The organism is Rothia sp. HSID18069 (assembly GCF_003989155.1).
Taxonomy (GTDB): Bacteria; Actinomycetota; Actinomycetes; order Actinomycetales; family Micrococcaceae; genus Rothia; species Rothia aeria.
Genome location: NZ_RBMG01000001.1, coordinates 465,440 through 484,984, shown reverse-complemented (window position 1 = coordinate 484,984; position 19,545 = coordinate 465,440). Strand labels below are relative to the sequence as shown.

19 protein-coding genes are annotated in these 19,545 nt (G+C 56.3%); 11 read left to right on the top strand and 8 right to left on the bottom strand.

The genetic code is table 11. The features are described 5' to 3' along the window. Positions 1 to 65: 65 nt before the first annotated feature. Positions 66 to 932 (top strand): GRP family sugar transporter, encoded by an 867-nt coding sequence (locus D8M41_RS02235; protein WP_006887391.1) that lies wholly within the window; start codon positions 66 to 68, stop codon positions 930 to 932. A gap of 118 nt (positions 933 to 1,050) precedes the next feature. Further along, positions 1,051 to 1,527 carry a GNAT family N-acetyltransferase gene (locus D8M41_RS02230; RefSeq protein WP_006887394.1) on the top strand — a complete coding sequence of 159 codons (477 nt, stop codon included), beginning with the start codon at positions 1,051 to 1,053 and terminating at the stop codon, positions 1,525 to 1,527. Positions 1,528 to 1,581: 54 nt separating this feature from the next. Here D8M41_RS02230 and D8M41_RS02225 read toward each other — a convergent pair whose 3' ends face one another. Continuing rightward, complete coding sequence (locus D8M41_RS02225; protein ID WP_006887364.1) at positions 1,582 to 2,034, bottom strand: PH domain-containing protein; 453 nt, start codon at positions 2,032 to 2,034, stop codon at positions 1,582 to 1,584. Between the two features lie 141 nt (positions 2,035 to 2,175). Between D8M41_RS02225 and budA the strand changes: the two genes are divergently transcribed. After that, positions 2,176 to 2,925, top strand: coding sequence for an acetolactate decarboxylase (gene budA / locus D8M41_RS02220; protein ID WP_006887379.1), 750 nt, complete (start codon positions 2,176 to 2,178; stop codon positions 2,923 to 2,925). Positions 2,926 to 3,016: 91 nt separating this feature from the next. On the opposite strand, the gene D8M41_RS02215 is transcribed toward budA, so the two are convergent. Both D8M41_RS02215 and D8M41_RS02210 read right to left on the bottom strand, forming a co-directional pair. Continuing rightward, positions 3,017 to 3,445, bottom strand: a complete 429-nt coding sequence (locus tag D8M41_RS02215) for an HIT family protein (RefSeq protein WP_126926321.1) — start codon at positions 3,443 to 3,445, stop codon at positions 3,017 to 3,019. A 53-nt stretch (positions 3,446 to 3,498) separates the two neighbouring features. After that, the gene (locus D8M41_RS02210) at positions 3,499 to 4,158 is read right to left on the bottom strand and encodes an MBL fold metallo-hydrolase (RefSeq protein WP_006887383.1); all 660 of its coding nucleotides are present in this window, start codon (positions 4,156 to 4,158) and stop codon (positions 3,499 to 3,501) included. A 247-nt stretch (positions 4,159 to 4,405) separates the two neighbouring features. On the opposite strand from D8M41_RS02210, the gene D8M41_RS02205 reads away from it, so the two are divergent. Next, positions 4,406 to 4,873, top strand: coding sequence for a Fur family transcriptional regulator (locus tag D8M41_RS02205; RefSeq protein WP_006887361.1), 468 nt, complete (start codon positions 4,406 to 4,408; stop codon positions 4,871 to 4,873). 72 nt (positions 4,874 to 4,945) lie between these two features. On the opposite strand, the gene D8M41_RS02200 is transcribed toward D8M41_RS02205, so the two are convergent. The 5 genes from D8M41_RS02200 to D8M41_RS02180 form a co-directional block, all read right to left on the bottom strand. Further along, positions 4,946 to 5,881 carry a metal ABC transporter permease gene (locus D8M41_RS02200; RefSeq protein WP_094757725.1) on the bottom strand — a complete coding sequence of 312 codons (936 nt, stop codon included), beginning with the start codon at positions 5,879 to 5,881 and terminating at the stop codon, positions 4,946 to 4,948. Further along, the gene (locus tag D8M41_RS02195; protein WP_094757724.1) at positions 5,878 to 6,813 is read right to left on the bottom strand and encodes a metal ABC transporter ATP-binding protein; all 936 of its coding nucleotides are present in this window, start codon (positions 6,811 to 6,813) and stop codon (positions 5,878 to 5,880) included. The genes D8M41_RS02200 and D8M41_RS02195 overlap by 4 nt, the downstream gene beginning before the upstream one ends. Then, complete coding sequence (locus D8M41_RS02190; protein ID WP_006887577.1) at positions 6,814 to 7,812, bottom strand: metal ABC transporter substrate-binding protein; 999 nt, start codon at positions 7,810 to 7,812, stop codon at positions 6,814 to 6,816. 137 nt (positions 7,813 to 7,949) lie between these two features. After that, on the bottom strand, positions 7,950 to 9,032 hold the full coding sequence (locus D8M41_RS02185; protein WP_126926320.1) for a hemolysin family protein: 1,083 nt from the start codon (positions 9,030 to 9,032) through the stop codon (positions 7,950 to 7,952). Next, positions 9,029 to 10,399: a hemolysin family protein gene (locus tag D8M41_RS02180; protein WP_023134013.1), complete on the bottom strand. Its 1,371-nt coding sequence runs from the start codon at positions 10,397 to 10,399 to the stop codon at positions 9,029 to 9,031. Before D8M41_RS02180 ends, D8M41_RS02185 begins: the two co-directional genes overlap by 4 nt. Positions 10,400 to 10,876: 477 nt before the next feature. On the opposite strand from D8M41_RS02180, the gene D8M41_RS02175 reads away from it, so the two are divergent. The 7 genes from D8M41_RS02175 to rsgA all read left to right on the top strand — a co-directional run bounded on the left by D8M41_RS02175 (position 10,877) and on the right by rsgA (position 19,531). Beyond that, positions 10,877 to 14,593, top strand: a complete 3,717-nt coding sequence (locus D8M41_RS02175) for a multifunctional oxoglutarate decarboxylase/oxoglutarate dehydrogenase thiamine pyrophosphate-binding subunit/dihydrolipoyllysine-residue succinyltransferase subunit (protein WP_126926319.1) — start codon at positions 10,877 to 10,879, stop codon at positions 14,591 to 14,593. Between the two features lie 261 nt (positions 14,594 to 14,854). Then, a complete protein-coding gene (locus D8M41_RS02170; RefSeq protein ID WP_006887587.1) occupies positions 14,855 to 15,454 on the top strand; it encodes a GDSL-type esterase/lipase family protein in 600 nt (199 codons plus the stop codon). Between the two features lie 207 nt (positions 15,455 to 15,661). After that, on the top strand, positions 15,662 to 15,736 hold the full coding sequence (locus D8M41_RS12120; protein WP_371518435.1) for a 50S ribosomal protein bL37: 75 nt from the start codon (positions 15,662 to 15,664) through the stop codon (positions 15,734 to 15,736). A 187-nt stretch (positions 15,737 to 15,923) separates the two neighbouring features. Continuing rightward, positions 15,924 to 16,553, top strand: a complete 630-nt coding sequence (locus D8M41_RS02165) for a sigma-70 family RNA polymerase sigma factor (RefSeq protein ID WP_051344421.1) — start codon at positions 15,924 to 15,926, stop codon at positions 16,551 to 16,553. 34 nt (positions 16,554 to 16,587) lie between these two features. Further along, positions 16,588 to 16,848, top strand: a complete 261-nt coding sequence (gene rsrA, locus D8M41_RS02160) for a mycothiol system anti-sigma-R factor (RefSeq protein WP_006887573.1) — start codon at positions 16,588 to 16,590, stop codon at positions 16,846 to 16,848. A 128-nt stretch (positions 16,849 to 16,976) separates the two neighbouring features. Continuing rightward, on the top strand, positions 16,977 to 18,404 hold the full coding sequence (gene aroA, locus D8M41_RS02155; protein WP_238693453.1) for a 3-phosphoshikimate 1-carboxyvinyltransferase: 1,428 nt from the start codon (positions 16,977 to 16,979) through the stop codon (positions 18,402 to 18,404). Beyond that, on the top strand, positions 18,404 to 19,531 hold the full coding sequence (gene rsgA, locus D8M41_RS02150; RefSeq protein ID WP_126853222.1) for a ribosome small subunit-dependent GTPase A: 1,128 nt from the start codon (positions 18,404 to 18,406) through the stop codon (positions 19,529 to 19,531). Before aroA ends, rsgA begins: the two co-directional genes overlap by 1 nt. Positions 19,532 to 19,545: the final 14 nt, after the last annotated feature.

The following is a 19,545-nucleotide window of genomic DNA, read 5'->3' as shown; positions in this document are numbered from 1 at the left end:
AACGTTCCTTCCAAGGAACAGCTGTATATTCTGTGTTCTCTCATAGTGCCTAAGGAAATATTTCCATGAATATCCTTATCGGTCTTATACCCGCGCTATTCTGGGGCATTCTGCCGCTGTGCGTCTCTAAGATTGGCGGCAAGCCGACTCAGCAAATTATGGGCACCACGATGGGTGTGCTTCTCACGGGTATTGTGGCTTCTCTGCTTTTCTTCCCGATGCGCCTTGACGCTTGGGCGTTCTTCTTATGTTTCCTCTCCGGGGCAAGCTGGGCGTTCGGGCAAATAAACCAGTACCGTGCGTTCACCCAGATCGGTGTTTCTCAAACCATGCCTTTATCAACTGGCATGCAGCTGGTAGGCACCTCGTTAATGGGTGTGGTGGCATTCGGCGACTGGGGTACCGTGCAGGCTAAAGTGATCGGTGCCGTGGCTCTGACGCTTATTATTATCGGTATTTGGATGACCACGAAACAGGAACATCCCGAGCCGCACTCGGGCGGAAATATGCGGGCCGGTGTTATCACACTCTTAATTTCTACCATCGGATATGTCGGATATTCATTCTTCCCCAATTATGTGAGTGTAGACGGGTGGTATAAATTCATGCCGCAGTCAGTAGGTATGGTGGTAGCGGCTATCACGATGTCTATGCTGACCCGCGATGGCACCCGCCCTTGGGATAAGAAGTCTTTGCAGAACATTATCTGCGGCGTGATTTTCTCGGGTGCTGCGTTAGCCTACCTAGTGTCTATTGAACCGCATCGCAATGGCGTTGCCAGTGGGTTTACGCTCTCACAGATGAACGTTATTATCTCGACTTTGGGCAGTATCCTGCTATTGGGCGAGAAGAAAACAAGGCTGGAACTGCTGTACGTCTTAGGCGGACTTGCTCTTGTAGTTATTGGCGGCGTTCTCATTGGTACGCTTTAGCCGTACACTCCGCCACGTTCTTACCGCGTGTTCTCTATATTTCGTGCGATACGCACACATCACGTTAGAATAGTGGGAACTGTCTTTTTCACCGATATACCTAAGACCAGGAGAGCCCGTGTCCGAATTCATCGCCAAGCATTTTGACGAGCTGACCGCTCACGAGTTGCAACAAATCCACATTATCCGTTCACTGGTGTTTACGGTGGGTCAGCAATCGACTGATCAAGAGCCTGACGATGCTGATTTCGAGTGCATCCATATGGTGAATGAAGACGAATCAGGAAAGGTTCTAGCGTATCTGCGTCTATTCGATCTTGAGAAGGTTCAGGATGCACGCCACCGCTATATTCCGGGCGCATGGACGTTCGGCCGCGTGGCGGTTCACCCAGATGCTCGCGGCACCGGCCTGGGACGTAAACTTTTGCACGCCGCCCTGGAGTGGATTCGGGACAACACAGACGCGAAGGAAATTGTGATCGCCGCACAGGCATACCTAAAAGACACCTACTACAGCCCCGAAGGGTTTGTGGAGCGCGGTGAGCATTATATGGAGTCCGGGATTGAGCATGTTGAGATGGTGCTCAAACTCTGATCAAAGGAAGAAGCTCCCTCACCCGGTACGGTGAGGGAGTCACCTTCTTAGTGTTTAGCCACCGTACAGCAGCACCATGTCGCTGATAATACGGTCAAGCCTTCTAATATCGGCGCCGCGCGAGAGCTTAATTTTGATACGACCCACCTTCGTCCACAGCTCGAGCTCAGAGTTTATGTCGATGGTGCCAGCGTTTTCGGAAGACCACATGAGGATATGCTTGTACGGTAGCGAGTAAATCTCGACCTTTTTACCGGTAATGCCCTGGGCGTCCCTGACGATGAGGCGTTTATTAGTGAAGATAGCGCTGTCACGGAAGGTTTTGTAGGCAAGGAACGGCTGTTCCCCTTGCACCATAAGGTCGGCAGCGTCCGGTGGGATGGGGCATTCGCTGACGAAGGTCCATGATAGTGCGGCGATTCCGTTCACGTTATTGTCTCCTTTGTTACTGCCGTCGTTTGCCATGTTGCCTGCTTTGGCGAGCATACCTAAAACGTCGAGATCCATTTTTCTCCTCAGTGAGAGCACAGTCGCTTCTTTAGAGTAGCTGTGGTTTCTGCCAGTTACCCCTAAGTACCCTGGGAGGTTGCTGGGGACGGGCGTAGAATGGTGGTGGAGTCAAAACATAGGCGATGGAAGGTGAAAAGGATGGCATACCAGCCGACTCGGCTTAACGGTGAAACTGTGTTCCGTAACGAGGTGTTCCAGACCGGTCTGATGTCGCAGCTGCTGGATGGCGTGTACGACGGCGAGATGACCATTGGTGAACTTCTCAGTCACGGTAATTTTGGGGTGGGCACGTTCAACGGGCTAGATGGTGAGATGGTGGTGCTGGACGGGGCGTGTTACCAGGTGCGTCACGATGGTTCGGTGTCAGTCCCAGATTTGACCGATCAGACCCCGTACGCTGTGGTTACGAATTTTGTCCCCATGATTAAACGGGAGCTACCGCAGAATATGCTCCGTAAGTCCACGGCTCAGGTGCTTGATAATTTCACGGTGTCAAAGAACTACATGTACGCCATTAAAATTTATGGCGAGTTCGAGTGGGTGCGCACCCGCACCGTGGTGAAGCAGGAGAAACCCTACCCTAAGATGGTGGCGGCTACAGAGAACGAGGACATTGTTCAATTCGATAACCTCTCAGGCACGATTGTTGGGTTCCGCACCCCCATCTACGAGCAGGGTATTTCAGTTCCCGGTTGCCACGCCCACTTCATTGACGACGACCGCACGCACGGCGGGCATGTGGTGGACTTTAAGCTGAAGTCGGCACAGGTAGAAATCTGCCCCGGCACCGGTTTACAGCTGCATTTGCCCCTTACGGCGGAGTTCTCGTCGGCGAACCTCTCCCCCGAGGATTTGGCGGACCAGATCTCGAAGGCAGAGAAACATTAGCGTCTCTTATGGCGCAACAGCTATTGTCGGCCCCCGCACAGTACCTCAGTTAGGTGCCGTACGGGGGCCGAACCAGTATGCGCTGATGGTTTTAGGCTTCGGGCACGAACTCGTCATGCCCCAGAGAACGCAGGGCAGCACGTACCGTTGCGGCGTCCGCATCAAGCTCTTCGGCACTCAGATTCTTTAACGCGTTCGCCGGGTCATACTCAGCCATGCTATCGGCTGGGAACAGGTGAATGTGCGTGTGCGGTACATCAAACCCTGCGATCATTAACGCCACACGGTCCTTATCGAAGGCCTGATCCAGAGCCTGAGAAATCTTATGCGACACAGCAAACAGGTGGGCTGCCAGCTCCGGCGGTAGGTCTGGCCACCGGTCAATCTCCTCGCGAGGCACCACCAGCAGGTGCCCGTGCGAGGCAGGCATAATGTCCATAAACGCCACGCACTTCTCATCTTTCCACACAAACCGCCCGGGAATCTCCCCTGCAATGATCTTGCTAAAAATGCTGCTCATCATATGCTCCTGTTACCTTCAGAAAATCTCAAATACCCACAACCGGTGAGGGGCTACAGCTCGACCGTATCACCGGGGCTCATGTGCGTGAACTCGGTGCCGTATTTACCGCCAAGGGTAGTAATCAGCCCCTCAATAATCCCCGTGCCGTTCTCATTAATCATGCCATTATGGATTGGGTAGGCCCGCCGGGCCCCCACCGCAATCACAAAATCGATAACCTCCTGGACCTTTCCCCACGGGGCATGCACCGGCACCAGTACATTGGGAGCTTTAACCCCGTGCGGCACCACCAGAGAATCACCAGGATGGTACACAGTACCGTTCACCAAATACCCAATATTGGCGATGACCGGGATTAACGGGTGGATCAGTGCGTGCTGCCCGCCAAAAGTCTGTACCTGAAAACCGGGAACCGTAAACTCGCTGTCAGCGGTTACGGCATTCACTTTCGCGTCCGGCACTGTTTCAAGAATCGTCTCCGTGACGGCCTGCGGCGCCCAGATACGTAGTTCGGGGTGCTCAGAAAGTAGCGGCAGCAGACGGGCAGTATCGAAATGGTCAGGGTGGGCGTGTGTTATCACCAGATAATCGGCGCCGTCCAGCAGCCGGGCGTGCTCTCCCTCAGGTGCAAAATTACCGGGGTCAAAAACCAGTGTGTGCCCCTCATTCTCAAGGCGCACGCTCGAATGAGTGTACTTCGTCAGCTTCATACCATCCAGTCTACTGTCTTCAGCCCTAGCAGGCGACGCCTATCACACATTTTCTAAGCTATCCACTGCAGCACACACCATTTCAAAGAGCTCACAACAATCTCCTAGGATTTACTTTCTTTCATCGCCACCAGCTGAGAAAACCATAAAATACGCACCAGCAGGGCAAGAATTAGTGTAAAGTCGTTGAGAAAGGAATCCACTCTCAAATTATCCGAGGTGCTCCATCACACCGGAAGGCAATACATTGGATACCCACATCCCCGTTCGTAAAATCGTCAAACACGCCGAAGCCCGCAACACCCGGCAACGCCGCGTTATCAAAGCAACCATGGCTGAGTTGGGAGATTTTATCTCAGCTCAAGATCTTCACCTCATCCTCGCTAACCGCAAGGAACAAGTTTCTTTAGCTACCACCTACAGGGTGCTGCAGTCTCTCGCCAACACAGGCGAGCTCGACGTCATTAAAGGAGTCGAAGGCGAATCCCTATACCGGCATTGTCAAGCAGACACCCACCACCATCACCTGCTGTGCCGCAGGTGTGGGAAAGCCGTTGAGCTAGAAGCACCAGCCATTGAAGAATGGGCGCTTTCTATGGGTAAAAAATACGGGTTCTCAGAGCTTGAGCACGTGGTTGAGGTAACCGGCTACTGCCCCGACTGCACGATTGAACGCCGTAAAAATGAGTCCCTGGTAACCGTCGAAATACAGTAACCGAAAAGAAAAGCTTTTAAAAATGTGGGCCTCACCCCAGTACGGGGTGAGGCCCACATCTTTTCTTTCTTTTTATAGGTGCGCGGGATGGTGGTGCGCATCCGTGTCTTCGGCAACCGACCGGCCTGATGCGCTGTGCCTGCGCATAATAGCGCCAATCACACGGCACACAATATAGATGAAGAACGAAACACTGGTAACGTACGGGCTAATCGGCAAAGAACCAGCCAGCGCCAGCAGAATACCGCCCACGATCGCGGCCTCAGCAAACAGCACTGACAGAAGCAGCGTGCGCAGCGGAGAAGCCGTCACCTGCATTGCCGCCGCTGCCGGAGTAATCAGAAGCGCCAGCACCAAAAGAGAACCGACCACCTGCACCGACAGCGCCACTGCAATCCCCAGCACCACCATAAACACCAGCGACAGGGCACGCATCGGCACCCCTTTCGCGTGGGCGACCTCTGGGTCTAAAGAAGCGAAGCTCAACGGCCGCCATACCAGCACCAGAATAGTAATAATAACGATGGCGCCGCCAATCATGTTACCCAGCTGGTCAGCGTCTACCGAAACGATCTGCCCCGTCAAAAGCGAGAATTTATTTGCGCTGCGCCCCTGGTAAAGAGACAGAAACAGAATGCCCAGCCCCAAACCGAACGGCATAAGCGCACCAATCACCGAGTTTGAGTCATGCTTTTTCACGCCCAATATGCCAATAAGAAGCGCCGAAACAATGGAGCCCACCATTGAGCCAGTCACCACATCATAACCGAGCAGTAACGCTAAAGCAGCCCCGGCAAATGACATCTCAGAGATACCGTGCACCGCAAAAGCGTGGTCGCGCATCATCACAAATACGCCCACAAATCCGCCAATGATGCCCAGAACAGCACCAGCCAGAATAGAATTCTGCAATAGCTGAACCAGCTCGCCGTAGCGTTCAAACACAAAAATGCGGGAGAGCAAATCCCCCTGCTGGGTGGAGGATGCGGCCGCCAGTACGTGCATCATGCCTGACCTCCCGGATGGATACTCTTGGTGTTTATTGTTTGGTTGCTGCTATGGACTGGGTTGGTGGGAGCGTTGGTAGTCTCCCCCTCATACGTGTCCCGTGCAGTTAGGCCCACGGTTTCTTCCTCGACAAGGTGGGTTCCGCCGCTATGTCCCTGCCCCACTATGACGTACCGTCCATTAGATTTAAGGACGTTTACCGGGGTCCCGTACAGCTCGCTGAGGGTCTGTGTCTGCATTACCTCGTCAACGGCTCCCACCGTAAACCTGCCATTTGCCAGGTACAGCACTCGATCCACATGCTCAATAATCGGGTTAATCTCATGAGTGACAAACACTACCGAGAGTCCGTGGTCCCGGTTGAAACGGTGAATCAGTTCCGCAACGGCATATTGGTGGTTCAGGTCAAGGGACAGTAACGCCTCATCAGCCAACAGGATTTTAGGGTCATTCGCCAGAGCCTGCGCGACCCGCAGCCGCTGCTGCTCACCACCGGAGAGTAACCCCACAGGAACATTAGCGTACTCGGTGGCGCCCACAGCTTCCAGCAGCTCATCAACCTTCGCACGGTATTTACGGCCTGATAACCGAATACCCCAACGATGCCCGTCCACGCCCAAGCCCACAAGGTCACGGGCACGCATGGGGGTGGAAGTAGCGATCGCTTTCTGCTGCGGAATATACCCTACACCGGGGTTACCCGCGCGGGCGGGACGGCCCAGGACCGAGACCTCACCAGCCGACATACGCATGAGGCCCAGTACCACTTTTAGGAAAGTGGATTTACCCGAACCGTTCGGGCCGAGTACCGCGAAGTATTCACCCCGGCCAATATCAAGGGTGAGATTGTCCCAGAGGGAACGGGTGCCAAACGATAGGCTACCCCCGCGAATTGAAATCGCGGGGGTGCCGGAGGTAGGTGAATTATTCACTTAGGAGAGTGCCTTTTCAAGGTTGCTGACGTTGCTCTTCATCCAGTCCACATATTTCGTGTTTTCAGGCAGAGTCTCAGTAAACGATACGTTAGCCACGCCCGAATCCTTTGCAGACTGGAGTACCTCCTTAGTCTGCGAGGTTTCGGTCTGCGAGTTATAGGCAACCAGGTTTACCTTCTTTTCGGTCACCAGGTCTTTGGTCTCCTGCAGAGTAATCGCGGGGACGTCCTTCCCCTCTTCAACGGCTTCAGCGAACTCTGCGGGGGTGGAGTTCTCAGCACCGGTTGAAGAAATCAGATAATCGGGCACAGGCTCAGTGGCGATGTATTTCTTGCCCTTGCCGCTAATCTTCTTAGCAGATTCTTCAAGGGAGTCAATTTCGCCGGTGAGTTTCTTCGCGTTCTCACGGTACTGGTCGGCGTGGGAACTGTCGATCTCGGCAAGATCATCAGCGATCTTATTGGTCACCTTCTTCACCGTGTCGAAGTCGTACCACAGGTGCTCATTAAACTCGTGGGCGTGCTCGTGACCGCCGCCCTCCTCAGCCTCACTGCCGTGGTTATGGCCATGGCCTTCTCCCCCGCTGTGATGCTCAATCAGGTGATCATAGTCGGCGTCGGAGAGCTTACCGCTGGTCTTTACGGCGTTCACAACCTTCTGGTTGTTCTGCCCCGCGTCTTTTTCCAGGAAGTAGTCGTAGCCGCCGCCGTTTACAACTGCCAGCTTAGCGTCCTTAATCTGGAGCTTATCGGAGGCGGATGCCTCGTAGGAGTGGGGGTCGGTAGCGGTAGAGCTCACGAACGCATGGACATCCACGTTATCGCCACCTACCTGCTTAACAAGGTCAGCATAGACGTCAGTGGAAGTGACAACCTTAACCTTCGCGGTGTTACTGCCGCCACCTGAATCACCCGACGAGTTATTGGAGGTAGCGCACCCGGTCAGTAGCGCGGAGGTCATCAAAAGCGCGGATGCCGCACCAAGGATCTTCTTCATATTTAGACTCTTTCATGTATGTGGCTGGTTCGGGTATACACCAGGCTACAGTTAGTGATAACTGTTTTCAATTATGGCGCGCCGAGAAAGGATTTTTAACAACACTAAAGCACGCCATTACCCGTATAAACAACTCTTTATTTGTCGTTTGATGCGCGGCTTGCTGCCTGCAGCCTCCGCACCCTATCCTGCGTGGTGTCCTTGATTTCACCCACCAGTTCCTCAAGCACATCCTCCATAAAGACCACGCCAAGCGACCGGCCATTGCTCCCCACCACATGCGCCAAATGCGAATTATTACCCTGCATTATAGCGAGCGCATCATCAATATCGGTTTCGGGAGCAACCACCGACATAGAACGCACCTGCCGCCACCCGAACGGAATATGTTCACGCGCAGGCGGCACCGCAAGAGCATCCTTCAGATGCAGGTACCCCATATATGAGCCCTCGGGGTCGGTCACAATAAACCGGGAGTACCCGGTGCGGGCCACGGCGTGCTCCAGCTCAGCCGGGGTGCACCCGAGGGTGAGGGTCTGCACCTGCTCCCGCGGGACCATAATCTCGGACACGCTCTTCTCGGTAAATTCCAGGGCCCCGCCGATCACACCCGCATCGTCTTCAACGGTTCCTTCAGCCGTGGATTGAGCCACAATAGACTGCAGCTCACCCAAGGTAAAGGTTGAGGCAACTTCGTCTTTGGGTTCTACACGCACCCATGCAAGCACCCGGTTTGACATGCCGTTCAGCAGAGCCACCACGGGTGCAAAAATGCGGGCTACTCGCATAAGAGAGGGCACAATCCACAGGGCAATACCACGTGCCGCCAAGGTGACAGCAGCGTTTTTGGGAACCATTTCCCCAAAGATAACGTGCAGGTAGGTGACCAGTATGAGGGTGAGAGAGAAAGCCGCCACATCCACAGCCACAGGTGGGATGCCTGTGGCAGCTAGGGGGTGCTCCAACAGGTGGTGCAGAGCTGGTTCTGAGACGTTCAAAATGAGCAAGGAGCAGATAGTGATACCCAGCTGGCAGGTAGCCAGCATGAGGGAAACGTTCTCAAGGGCGTACAGTACCTTTTTGGCTCGCAGGCTACCATTCTCGGCAAGGGGTTCGATCTGGGCCCGGCGGGTAGACATAATGGCGAATTCCGCGGCCACGAAAAAAGCGTTTCCAGCAAGAAGGAAAACGAGCAGGCCAATAGCTATCCAGTCGTTCATGCGCGCTTCTCCCCTGCTGCTGTACGGTCCCTGCGGGCGGGTACTGCTCGCAGGTACATTGTTTGGGCGGTGTCGGGAATAAAACGGATGCGGTCAACTCGGCGCCCGTCAATAGCGTCTACCCGTAACGTACCGCCAGGTACCGGCACGGTGTCTCCTTCATCGGGGATACGTCCTAGGCGCTCCATCATGAACCCTCCCACCGTCTCATACTCGGGGTTCTCTTCAACCGTTAGTTCGGGTATATAGTTGTTGATTTCGCCGGGTCTGCGCAGCCCGGAGAAAACCCAGTCACCGTTCCCGTATTGCAGAGGCCGGTCGGTGCTGTCACCTACGTCATGCTCGTCAGATACTTCTCCAACAATCTCTTCAACAAGGTCTTCGAGGGTGGTAATCCCGGCGGTGCCCCCGTATTCGTCGAGTACCACCGCAAGCTGAAGGGCGCCTTCTCGCAGCTGCGTCAGGAGGGCATCCACATGCAGGGTCTCAGGCACCTGAAGCACGTCTTCAGCGAGGGTTCCGGCTTCAAGGGTTTCTCGCACCTCAGCGGGCACACCCACAGCTTTTTTGACATGTACCACGCCCACAATATTGTCCCGGTCTTCCCGATACAGAGGAAAGCGGGAATGCCCGGTGGAACGTGCCAGCTCAATAACCTCAGCCACGGGGGCGGTATCTTCTAACATGGTGACTTTCCCGCGCGGGGTCATGACTTCCGAGGCAGTCAGCTCCGAAAAGCTCAGTGTGCGATCCACAAACCGGGCGGCGGATGAATCAAGAGTGCCGCGTTCGGCGGAACGGCGCACCATAGCGGAGAGTTCTTCGGGGCTGCGGGCGGCAGACAACTCCTCCTGGGCTTCCATCCCAAAGAGGTTCAGAATTTTATTAGCTGAACCGTTCATAAAAAGCACCACGGGTTTCATGAGGCTGGTAAATGCCAGCTGCACCGGTGCTATGCGGCGTGCTACCTGGTATGGCTGGGCAATGGCGAGCCCTTTAGGCACGAGCTCCCCCAAAAGCATTGATAACAGGGTGGCGATACCCATCGCAAGAATAAGGGTGAACGCATGCGCCACGACCTCGGGCAGCCCCAAGGAGGTAATGGCCCCGGAGGCGAGGGAGTTAATAGAAGCATCCAGCGTGTAACCGGTGAGTAGGGTGGTGATGGTAATCCCCACCTGGCAGCTTGAGAGCTGGGTTGAGAGGGTTTTTAGGCATTTAAGAACCGCATCTGCCTTACGGTCACCGGCGGCACGGGCCGCCTGTACTGCGGAGCTTTCCAACGCCACCAGAGAAAACTCGACAGCAACAAAAAAACCGGTCCCGAGTATGAGCACTAGACCGATAATAAGTAGCACGATGTTCACGCGCGCACCACCCGCACGAGAGCACCGCTGGCTGAGGTAATGATTATCACAGGGTAACTAGAAGGGTCATCCATAGGCTATATTCTAGCGAAGTTTTCTCCCTCATCCGAGGGTAAGGGAGGATTTAGCTCTCAGTGTTCGGCCGGGCTGCTGGGGCTTTTACAGATTTCTGATGGAGATTCTTGACGGCACCTTCTCATGAGATGACGTCCTGCCTATGCACCCGGTGCATATTTCTCAAATTTCTTTACAGAGTTAGTCGCGTCCAGGTGGAAAGTTAGGCACCCTTCTCTCTACACTATTAAGCAGAAACACCGGCGTGCCGCCGGTGGCAAAGATGCCGTGACAACGGCACCCTTAGTCTCAGCGGCGCGCGGGCTGTAGCGTGATGATTCGCCCCTCAATGATGCGGGTCTTCAGTGCCGGGGACTCCCCCGGACGCGACGGATAAATTCACAGTAAGGAAGAGGCGTCAAAGTGCCAAATCTGCCAGATCACCTGGTACCTGAGGAATTTGCCGGTAACGAATGGTTCGTAGAAGAGCAGTATGAGCGTTACCAGCAGAATAAAAATCAAGTGGCTCCCTCCTGGTGGCCTATTTTTGAGTCTATTGATAAGGCTATTTCGGGTGCCCCGGCGGGCGCGAATACTACTGAGGCTGTAGCGAGCGCATCCACCACCGCAACCGTTGAGAAGGATACTCCCAACACGGCACCAGCCGCGGCAGAAGCCCCGAAGAAGAGCGCCGCTGCACCGGCTAAAGACGCACCCCTGACCGCCCCCAAGGCAGACACCCCCTCACCAAAGGCGAAAAACGTGGAAGAAATAGAAGATAAGATCGTTCCCCTCCGTGGTCCTGCAAAAGCTGTGGCTACCAATATGGAGGATTCCCTTACCGTCCCCACCGCGACCACTGTGCGCGCAGTCCCGGCAAAGTTGCTGATTGAGAACCGTGCTGCGATCAATAAGTATTTAGCGCGTACCCGTGGCGGCAAGATTTCCTTCACGCATATTATTGGTTACGCTGTAATTCGTGCGCTGGCTGCTATGCCGTCTATGAACGTCACGTACGGGCATGATGAAAAGGGCAAGCCGATTGCTATTCACAACGGGCATGTGAACTTTGGTTTGGCGATTGATCTGCCCCGCCCTGACGGTACCCGCAGCCTGGTGGTGCCGAACATTAAGGGTGCCGAGACTTTGAGTTTCTTGGAGTTCTGGGAGGCGTACGACGATATTGTGAAGCGCGGGCGTGCCGGGCAGCTGGGTCTTGAAGATTTTACGGGCACCACCGTTTCGCTCACCAACCCCGGTGGTATTGGTACGGTCCATTCGGTACCGCGCCTCTCTAAAGGGCAGGCCGCGATTATTGGTGTGGGTGCTTTGGAGTACCCGGCAGAGTTCCGCGGAGTCTCTGACAAGATCATCTCTCAAAACGCTATTTCGAAAGTAATTACCCTCACCAGCACCTATGATCACCGTGTGATTCAGGGTGCCGGTTCGGGCGAGTTCCTGAAGATCGTAGAAAGCTACCTGCTGGGTGCTGAAGGCTTCTACGACGAGATTTTTGAGGCTATCCGTATTCCCTTTAAACCGCTGCATTGGTCGCGCGATAACCAGGTTGACCCCGACATTGAGGTGTCAAAGGTTGCCCGTATCCAGCAGCTCATCCACGCTTACCGGGTGCACGGGCACCTTGTGGCGCAGACCAACCCGCTCGGCTACCAGGTGCTTTCCCACCCCGATCTGGAGCTTGAGAAGTACGGGTTGAGCCTGTGGGATTTGGACCGCGTGTGGCCCACCGGCGGGTTCGGGGACAAAGACGCGCTGCCGCTACGCACCATTTTGGAACGCCTGAACGAGGCGTACGCGGGCACCCTAGCCGTGGAATACATGTACAACGAAAGCCCCGAGATGCGCCAGTGGTTCCAGGACCAGCTGGAGCACGGTTATACCAAGCCCTGCCGTGAAGAGCTGCTGCGTGTGCTGAATAAGCTGGTTGAGGCTGAGGCGTTTGAGAACTTCCTGCAGACCAAGTACCTGGGCCAGAAACGTTTCTCCCTTGAGGGCGGTGAGTCTCTCATCCCGCTGCTTGATGCGATTATTGACAAGGCCGCCAGTAAAGACATGAACGGTGTGGCTATTGGTATGGCGCACCGTGGCCGCCTTAACGTGCTGACTAATATCGCTGGGAAGTCGTACGCACAGATTTTCCGCGAATTCAGCGGCACCGCAGAGCCTGCGCATGGGAACAGCTCCGGTGATGTCAAGTACCATCTGGGCACAGAAGGTACGTACACCTCTGACTCTGGCAAACAGACCCAAGTGTACTTGGCGGCTAACCCCTCCCACCTTGAGGCGGTCAACACTGTGCTTGAGGGTATCGTGCGGGCCAAGCAGGACGTGCTCAATGAGCAGGGTGTTGAAGGCCGCCCGATTCTGCCGATCCTTATCCACGGTGATGCAGCATTCGCCGGGCAGGGCATCGTTATGGAGACCTTGCAGATGGCGAACCTGCGTGGCTACACTACCGGCGGCACCGTGCACATTGTGGTCAACAACCAGATCGGTTTCACCACCACCCCCGAGGACGGACGCACCGCAACCCACGCCACCGACATTGCGCGTATGACCAAGGCTCCGGTGTTCCACGTGAACGCCGACGACCCCGAGGCTGTGGTGCGCGCCGGGCGTATGGCATTCGAGTACCGTGAGCGCTTTGGCCAGGACGTGGTCATTAACCTGTTGTGCTACCGCCGTCGCGGCCATAACGAGGCGGATGACCCGTCAATGACTCAGCCGAAGATGTACCAGATCATTAATGAGATGCCCTCAACCCGCACCCTGTACGCTAGGGCCCTTGTTGGCCGTGGCGATGTCACCCAGGAAGAAGCGGATGAGGCTCTGAACGCCTACCATTCGAAGCTGGATGCTATTTTCGCGGAGACTCAGACGGCTGTTCCGCTGGTTCACAGTGCGAATGTTGAAGGTATTGAGCTGCCCTCGTCGCAGCAGGGTACCGAGGTGGTTCACGGCGGTGTCACCGCGATTTCGCGTGATACTTTCGAGCTTATCGCCAACTCATTTGGTAACGTACCCGAAGGCTTTACTGTGCACAAGAAGCTGCAGAAGCTTCTGCAGCAGCGTGTCGAAATGGGTAAGAGCGGTAAGGTGAACTGGGGTATGGGTGAGCTGCTTGCGCTTGGTTCTGTCCTGCTGGAAGGCACCAATGTGCGCATGAGCGGGCAGGATGTGCAGCGCGGCACCTTCGTGCAGCGTCACGCGGTTCTGCATGATCACCTCACTGATCAGGAGTGGTCGCCGCTGCAGAACCTCGCAGCCGAACAGGGCACGCTGCGTATCTATAACTCACTGCTGTCGGAGTACGGTGTGATGGGCTTTGAGTACGGGTACTCTGTTGAACGCCCGGATTCGCTCGTGGTGTGGGAGGCACAGTTCGGCGACTTCGCGAACGGTGCACAGACCATTATTGACGAATTTGTTTCCTCTTCGGAGCAGAAGTGGGGGCAGCGTTCCTCGCTTGTGCTGCTGCTGCCGCACGGCTATGAGGGGCAGGGCCCGGATCACTCTTCGGCCCGTATTGAGCGGTACCTGCAGTTGTGCGCGGAGAACAATATGACCGTCGCGGTTCCCTCTACCCCGGCCTCGTATTTCCACCTGCTGCGCCGCCACAGCCAGCACCGTCCGTACAAGCCGCTGGTGGTTATTAGCCCCAAGCAGCTGCTGCGGCTCAAGAGCGCAACCTCATCAATTGAGGACTTCACCGAGGGCTCGTTCCAGCCGGTAATTGGTGACCGTTCGGGTGTGAACCCGGCCGAGGTTGAGCGCCTGGTGCTCGTCTCAGGCCGCCTGTACTACGATCTTGAGGCTGAGCGTGCTAAGCGCGGCGACACTAAGACCGCGATTGTCACGGTTGAGCAGCTGTATCCGCTGCCCGAGGCCGAAATTAAGGCGCAGCTGGCCCTGTACTCAAACGCCCAGGATGTGGTGTGGGCCCAAGACGAACCCGCGAACCAGGGCCAGTGGCCTTTCATGGCCATGAATCTGCTGCCGGTTATAGACCGCCCGGTACGTCTGGCTGCCCGCCCCGCCTCGGCCTCTCCCGCTGCGGGCACCGGCAAACGCCACACCGCCGAACATGAGGTTCTGCTGCAGCAGATTTTTGAAGGCTAAACCGGTTCAATAGGTAGTGAGTCTCATGTGAGGGCCCTGTCTTCTTCATTTGTCAAGAAGGCGGGGCCTTTGCCCTTACATTGGACGCGTCTGAGGATACGTGCTGTGCCCTGCACTGGCGCGGATGCGCGCCCCGGTTATCTAAAACATGCCACAAAGTTAGATAAACAGCCCGTGTACCGCTTATGCTTGTAGTTAGAGAATTTTGCACATAAGGGTGAAGCGCCGGGCGCTACCACCGATAAAAGAAGAAAGATTCCCGTGGAGCAACGCAATATTCGACTCGTAGCCGTCGGCGACGACCTGCTCGCGGGTGTGGGTGACCCCCGCACCTTAGGCTGGTTCGGTCGTGTCATGGCCCGCACCCCCCACAATAATGCATCTATCACGGCCTATAACCTGGCCGCCCCCAACGAAGGCAGTGATCTGCTCAATGAACGCTGGTTTGAAGAGGCACGCCGCCGCTTCGCACCCGGTGCCGATAACCGTCTCGTGATAGCCCCCTCCACGTTCGACATTGATCTAGGGCTCACGAGCGCCCGTTCACGTCTTAACCTGGCGAACATGGTGGATATGGCCTCGCAGAATAACATCAGGGTGCTGGTGGTAGGCCCGCCTCCCACGCTCGACGCTGAGCGGAACAGGCGCATTGCCGACTTGTCGGCTGCCTACGCAGATGTGGTAACCCGCCGTAACCAGGTGTATGTTGATACCTTTAACCCGCTGCTGCACCATGAGCAGTGGCGTAACGATTTGGCGACCAATAACGGGCTGCCTGGGCAGTCCGGGTATGGCCTGATCGCTTGGCTGGTGCTGCACCGCGGCTGGTACTCTTGGCTGAGTATCCCGGAGCAGCCCTAGACCTTTTCTGCGACGCGGATTCTGCGTGTTTTTTCGCTCACTGGCGGCGGATAAGATGCATTCGCGTCATTTTTATGAAAAAATAAACGGCGTTGCCCTAGTGCTCAGCCCCGTGTCCTGTACCCGGAGCGTGTACCTGAACAGGGCGGTCAGCGGGGTGTGCCTCTTCAGTAGTGGCGCACCCACCCAAGAATGAAGGAGGCTCGCATGAGCAAGCGCGGTCGCAAGCGTAAGGATCGTCGTAAGAGCGGCGCAAACCACGGTAAGCGCCCCAACTCTTAAGGTCGCTTTGCATACGTTATGAACCCCGGTGTTTCTCAGCGCCGGGGTTTTGCTTTACCAGCAAGCTCACGGGGAATAAAACCCACCGCAGTTTTGTTGGAGCCAGCAGGAACACCCGGTGCAGGTATGCTGGAGGAAGACCCTGAACGCAGATGTGCCGTCCTGGTGGCGGCAGGAAAGAGAGCAGATGAGCGAGATTAACGCCGCTGAGGCGACGAAGACTCTCGACAGCCGTGAGCTCCGCACCCGTTTCACCACAGATGCGATGCAGTACGTGGATCAGCTGTACGCTGCTGCACTGCGGATGAGCCGCAACCCCGCCGACGCTGAAGACCTCGTGCAGGAAACCTACACGAAGGCGTTCGCCTCATTCCACCAATTCAAGCAGGGCACGAACCTGAAGGCCTGGCTGTACCGCATCCTCACGAACACTTACATTAACCTGTACCGCAAACGCCAGCGTGAACCGCAGACCGCTAACGCTGAGGCCGTCAATGATTGGCAGCTGGCCCGGGCTGGTGAACATGACGCTGTGGGGTTACGTTCAGCTGAGGCCGATGCGCTTGCCGCTTTACCGGATACTGAGGTGCGTGAGGCGTTCTCGGCCTTAGCGGAGGATTTTCGGATGGTTGTTTACTATTCCGATGTTGAGGGGTTCAGCTATAAGGAGATCGCCGAGATTATGGATATCCCGCTGGGGACGGTCATGTCTCGGCTGCACCGCGGCAGGCGTATTCTGCGTGAAAAACTGGTTGATTATGCCCGTGAGAACGGTGTGCGCCCCTCAACGATTGAGAAGGCACTGAGCAAAAAGTAGTTTTTATTCCAACTGTTAGTGATAAGGAGATCCCGTGGAAAAAACAGAGGATTGCGGGGGAAACCCCTGCTCTGAACAGCTCAAAAGCATCTACGAGTATTTGGATGGTGCCTTAAGCGCCGAGGAGATAGCTCAGTTACAGGAACATCTTGATAATTGTGCGCACTGTGCGGAGGCCAAGAATCTTGAGGAGCTGGTGCGCGCCAAGATTAAAAGCTCGTGTGCACAGCAGGCTCCGGAGGCGTTGAAGACTAAACTGATGGGGTATATTGACGAGTTTTGTGCTACTGCGTAGTACCGTGTCGTACTGTTTCGCGGTGGGACCTACAGGCGGGTGCCCGGTAGAATAGTAGGCGGGGTGGCTGCTGCCCACCCGTTATGGCTGATGCCGCGCCGCCTATTAATAAGATTGTGGGGATACATATGAGTGATACGGCACCCGTTCACCCCGGGGTAACACCGGGTGACTGGCCGGCCCCCCTATTCACTGGTGAACCTGGCGCACGGGCGACGGTACGTATCCCCGGGTCTAAATCACTCACTAACAGGTATCTTCTGCTGGCGGCCATGGCGGACTCCCCATCGGTTGTGCACGCCCCGTTACATTCGCGTGACTCTCTGCTGATGATAAAGGCGTTGGAGGCCCTTGGGGCACGTTTTGAGTCTTTAGAGACAGACTCACCTTTTGGCCCTGACCTGCGGGTCACTCCCATTGACTTCTCTTCCGCCACCCCGCGTTACAGCACCATTGATTGCGGGCTGGCGGGAACCGTTATGCGTTTTGTGCCTGCTCTGGCGGCGTTATTACCTGGCGAGTTCGGCTTCGATGGGGACGCACACGCTCGCAAACGCCCTATGGCTCCCCTGCTCGATGGCTTGCGCCAACTGGGGGTGGATGTACCCTGTGAGGGCGATCAGGCCGATGCGTTACCTTTTACGGTGCAGTCTCCGGGCTTGGCGCAGCGCCCTGTTGAGGGCTCCGCAATCCCCGAAGTGTGTATTGATGCCAGTGCATCTTCCCAATTCGTTTCGGCTTTTCTGTTGGTGGCCCCGCGTCTGCCGCAGGGGCTGGTGATTCGGCACGTTGGGGATGCGGTACCCTCAGTACCGCATATTGAGATGACTGTTGAGACTCTGCGTGAGTTGGGCGTTCGGGTGGAGAGCTCCCCTGAGCAGTACACATGGGTGGTGCATCCCGGAGCTATCCGCGGGTTTGAGAAGACGATCGAGCCGGACCTATCAAACGCTGGCCCGTTTCTTGCGGCGGCAACGGTGACAGGTACCTCTGTGACGATTCCCGACTGGCCCGCCCCGGCGGGTGACGGTCAGCCTGGCACCACCCAGGGAGGCGATATGTGGCGCGAGCTGCTGCCGACGGTCGGTGCGACAGTCTCTTACAGTGAAAAGGGGCTGACGGTCACGGGCTCCCCCGCAGTGGGGGGCGAGAGAGAGTACGTTTTTGACTTGGCACGATGCGGGGAGCTGGCACCCACGCTAGCCGCCATTTGCGCTTTACTTCCGGCACGTACCGAGCTGCGTGGTATTGCGCATCTGCGTGGGCATGAGACAGACAGGCTGAAGGCCCTAAGGGTCGAGATTAACCGGTTGGGCGGCTCTGCCGATGAACTTGATGACGGGCTTGTTATTGATGCCCCTGTTCAGCGGGCAGCCACCAATGCGGCGGTGACGGTTCGCACCTACGAGGACCACCGTATGGCCACATTCGCGGCGGTACTGGGGCTGCGTGTGCCCGGTGTGGTGGTTGAGAATATTGCTACCACCGCCAAAACCCTCCCCGATTTTGTTGGCCTGTGGAATAACATGTTGGGCCAGCTGGAAGGGAGCCGCTAGTGGGTTCGTCGCGGCTGAATTCCCGTGATGTGCTGGACTGGGACGAGTCAGATGTGCGGGTACGCCCCAATAAGCGCGGGTCACGGCCGCGTACGAAAGACCGCCCCGCTCACAAGAGCGCGATTCGTGGCCGTGTCATTACGGTGGATCGGGGACGCTGGTCCGTTGTTGTTGCCGAAGGCACCGTTAATGAGCGCACCCTAGTCGCGACCCGGGCCCGTGAACTACGCCGTACCGCAATTGTCACCGGCGATTTCGTGGATGTGGTGGGTGATACCTCCGGCAAGAAAGATACTCTCGCCCGCATCGTGAGGCTAGGTGAGCGCTCCTGCGTGCTGCGGCGTAGCGCGGATGATACTGACCCGACCGAGCGTGTGGTGGTGGCGAACGCAAACCAGCTGGTGATTGTGGTGGCTGCAGCAAACCCTCAGCCCCGCACCGGTTTTATTGACCGTGCCGTTGTAGCTGCGTACGATGCGGGAATTGAGCCTATCCTGTGCGTCACCAAAACCGATATACGCCACCCTCAGGATCTGCTGGACTACTATCAGCGCTCGGGATTACGGATTGTGCTCTCCGCGGCATCTGATGGGCGTGCCCCGAGCGAGGAGGGCGCTGAGGGCCTCACTACCGGCCCTGTGCGTGAGCTGCTGGGCGATCTGCTGGGGAACGTGTCGGTTCTGTTGGGCCATTCGGGAGTGGGAAAATCCACTCTTGTTAATGCCCTCACGGGTGCTGATCGCGCTACCGGGCACGTGAATTCAGTGACTGGGCGGGGGCGGCACACGTCTTCGTCAGCGTTAGCGCTTCAGCCCGCCTCGGATGCAGGTGTTGAGGTTCCGCCAGGCACCTGGATTATTGACACCCCGGGCATCCGCTCTTTCGGGTTAGCCCACGTTTCGATGCAGAAGGTTGTGGAGGCATTTCCTGACCTTGCCCCCGGTGCGGTAGAGTGCCCTAGGGGGTGCACCCACACTGGTGACTCCTCCGGGTGCGGTATAACCGCATATGTTGCTCGCGGTGAGGCTGGGCCCAGTGGCGCCGACCGGTTGGCGTCTATGCGTAAACTGCTGGCGGCCCCAGACCAAGCGGGCGACGATGAGAAGGAGTTAGGCTCACTCACCTAAAGTTTCCTTCATTA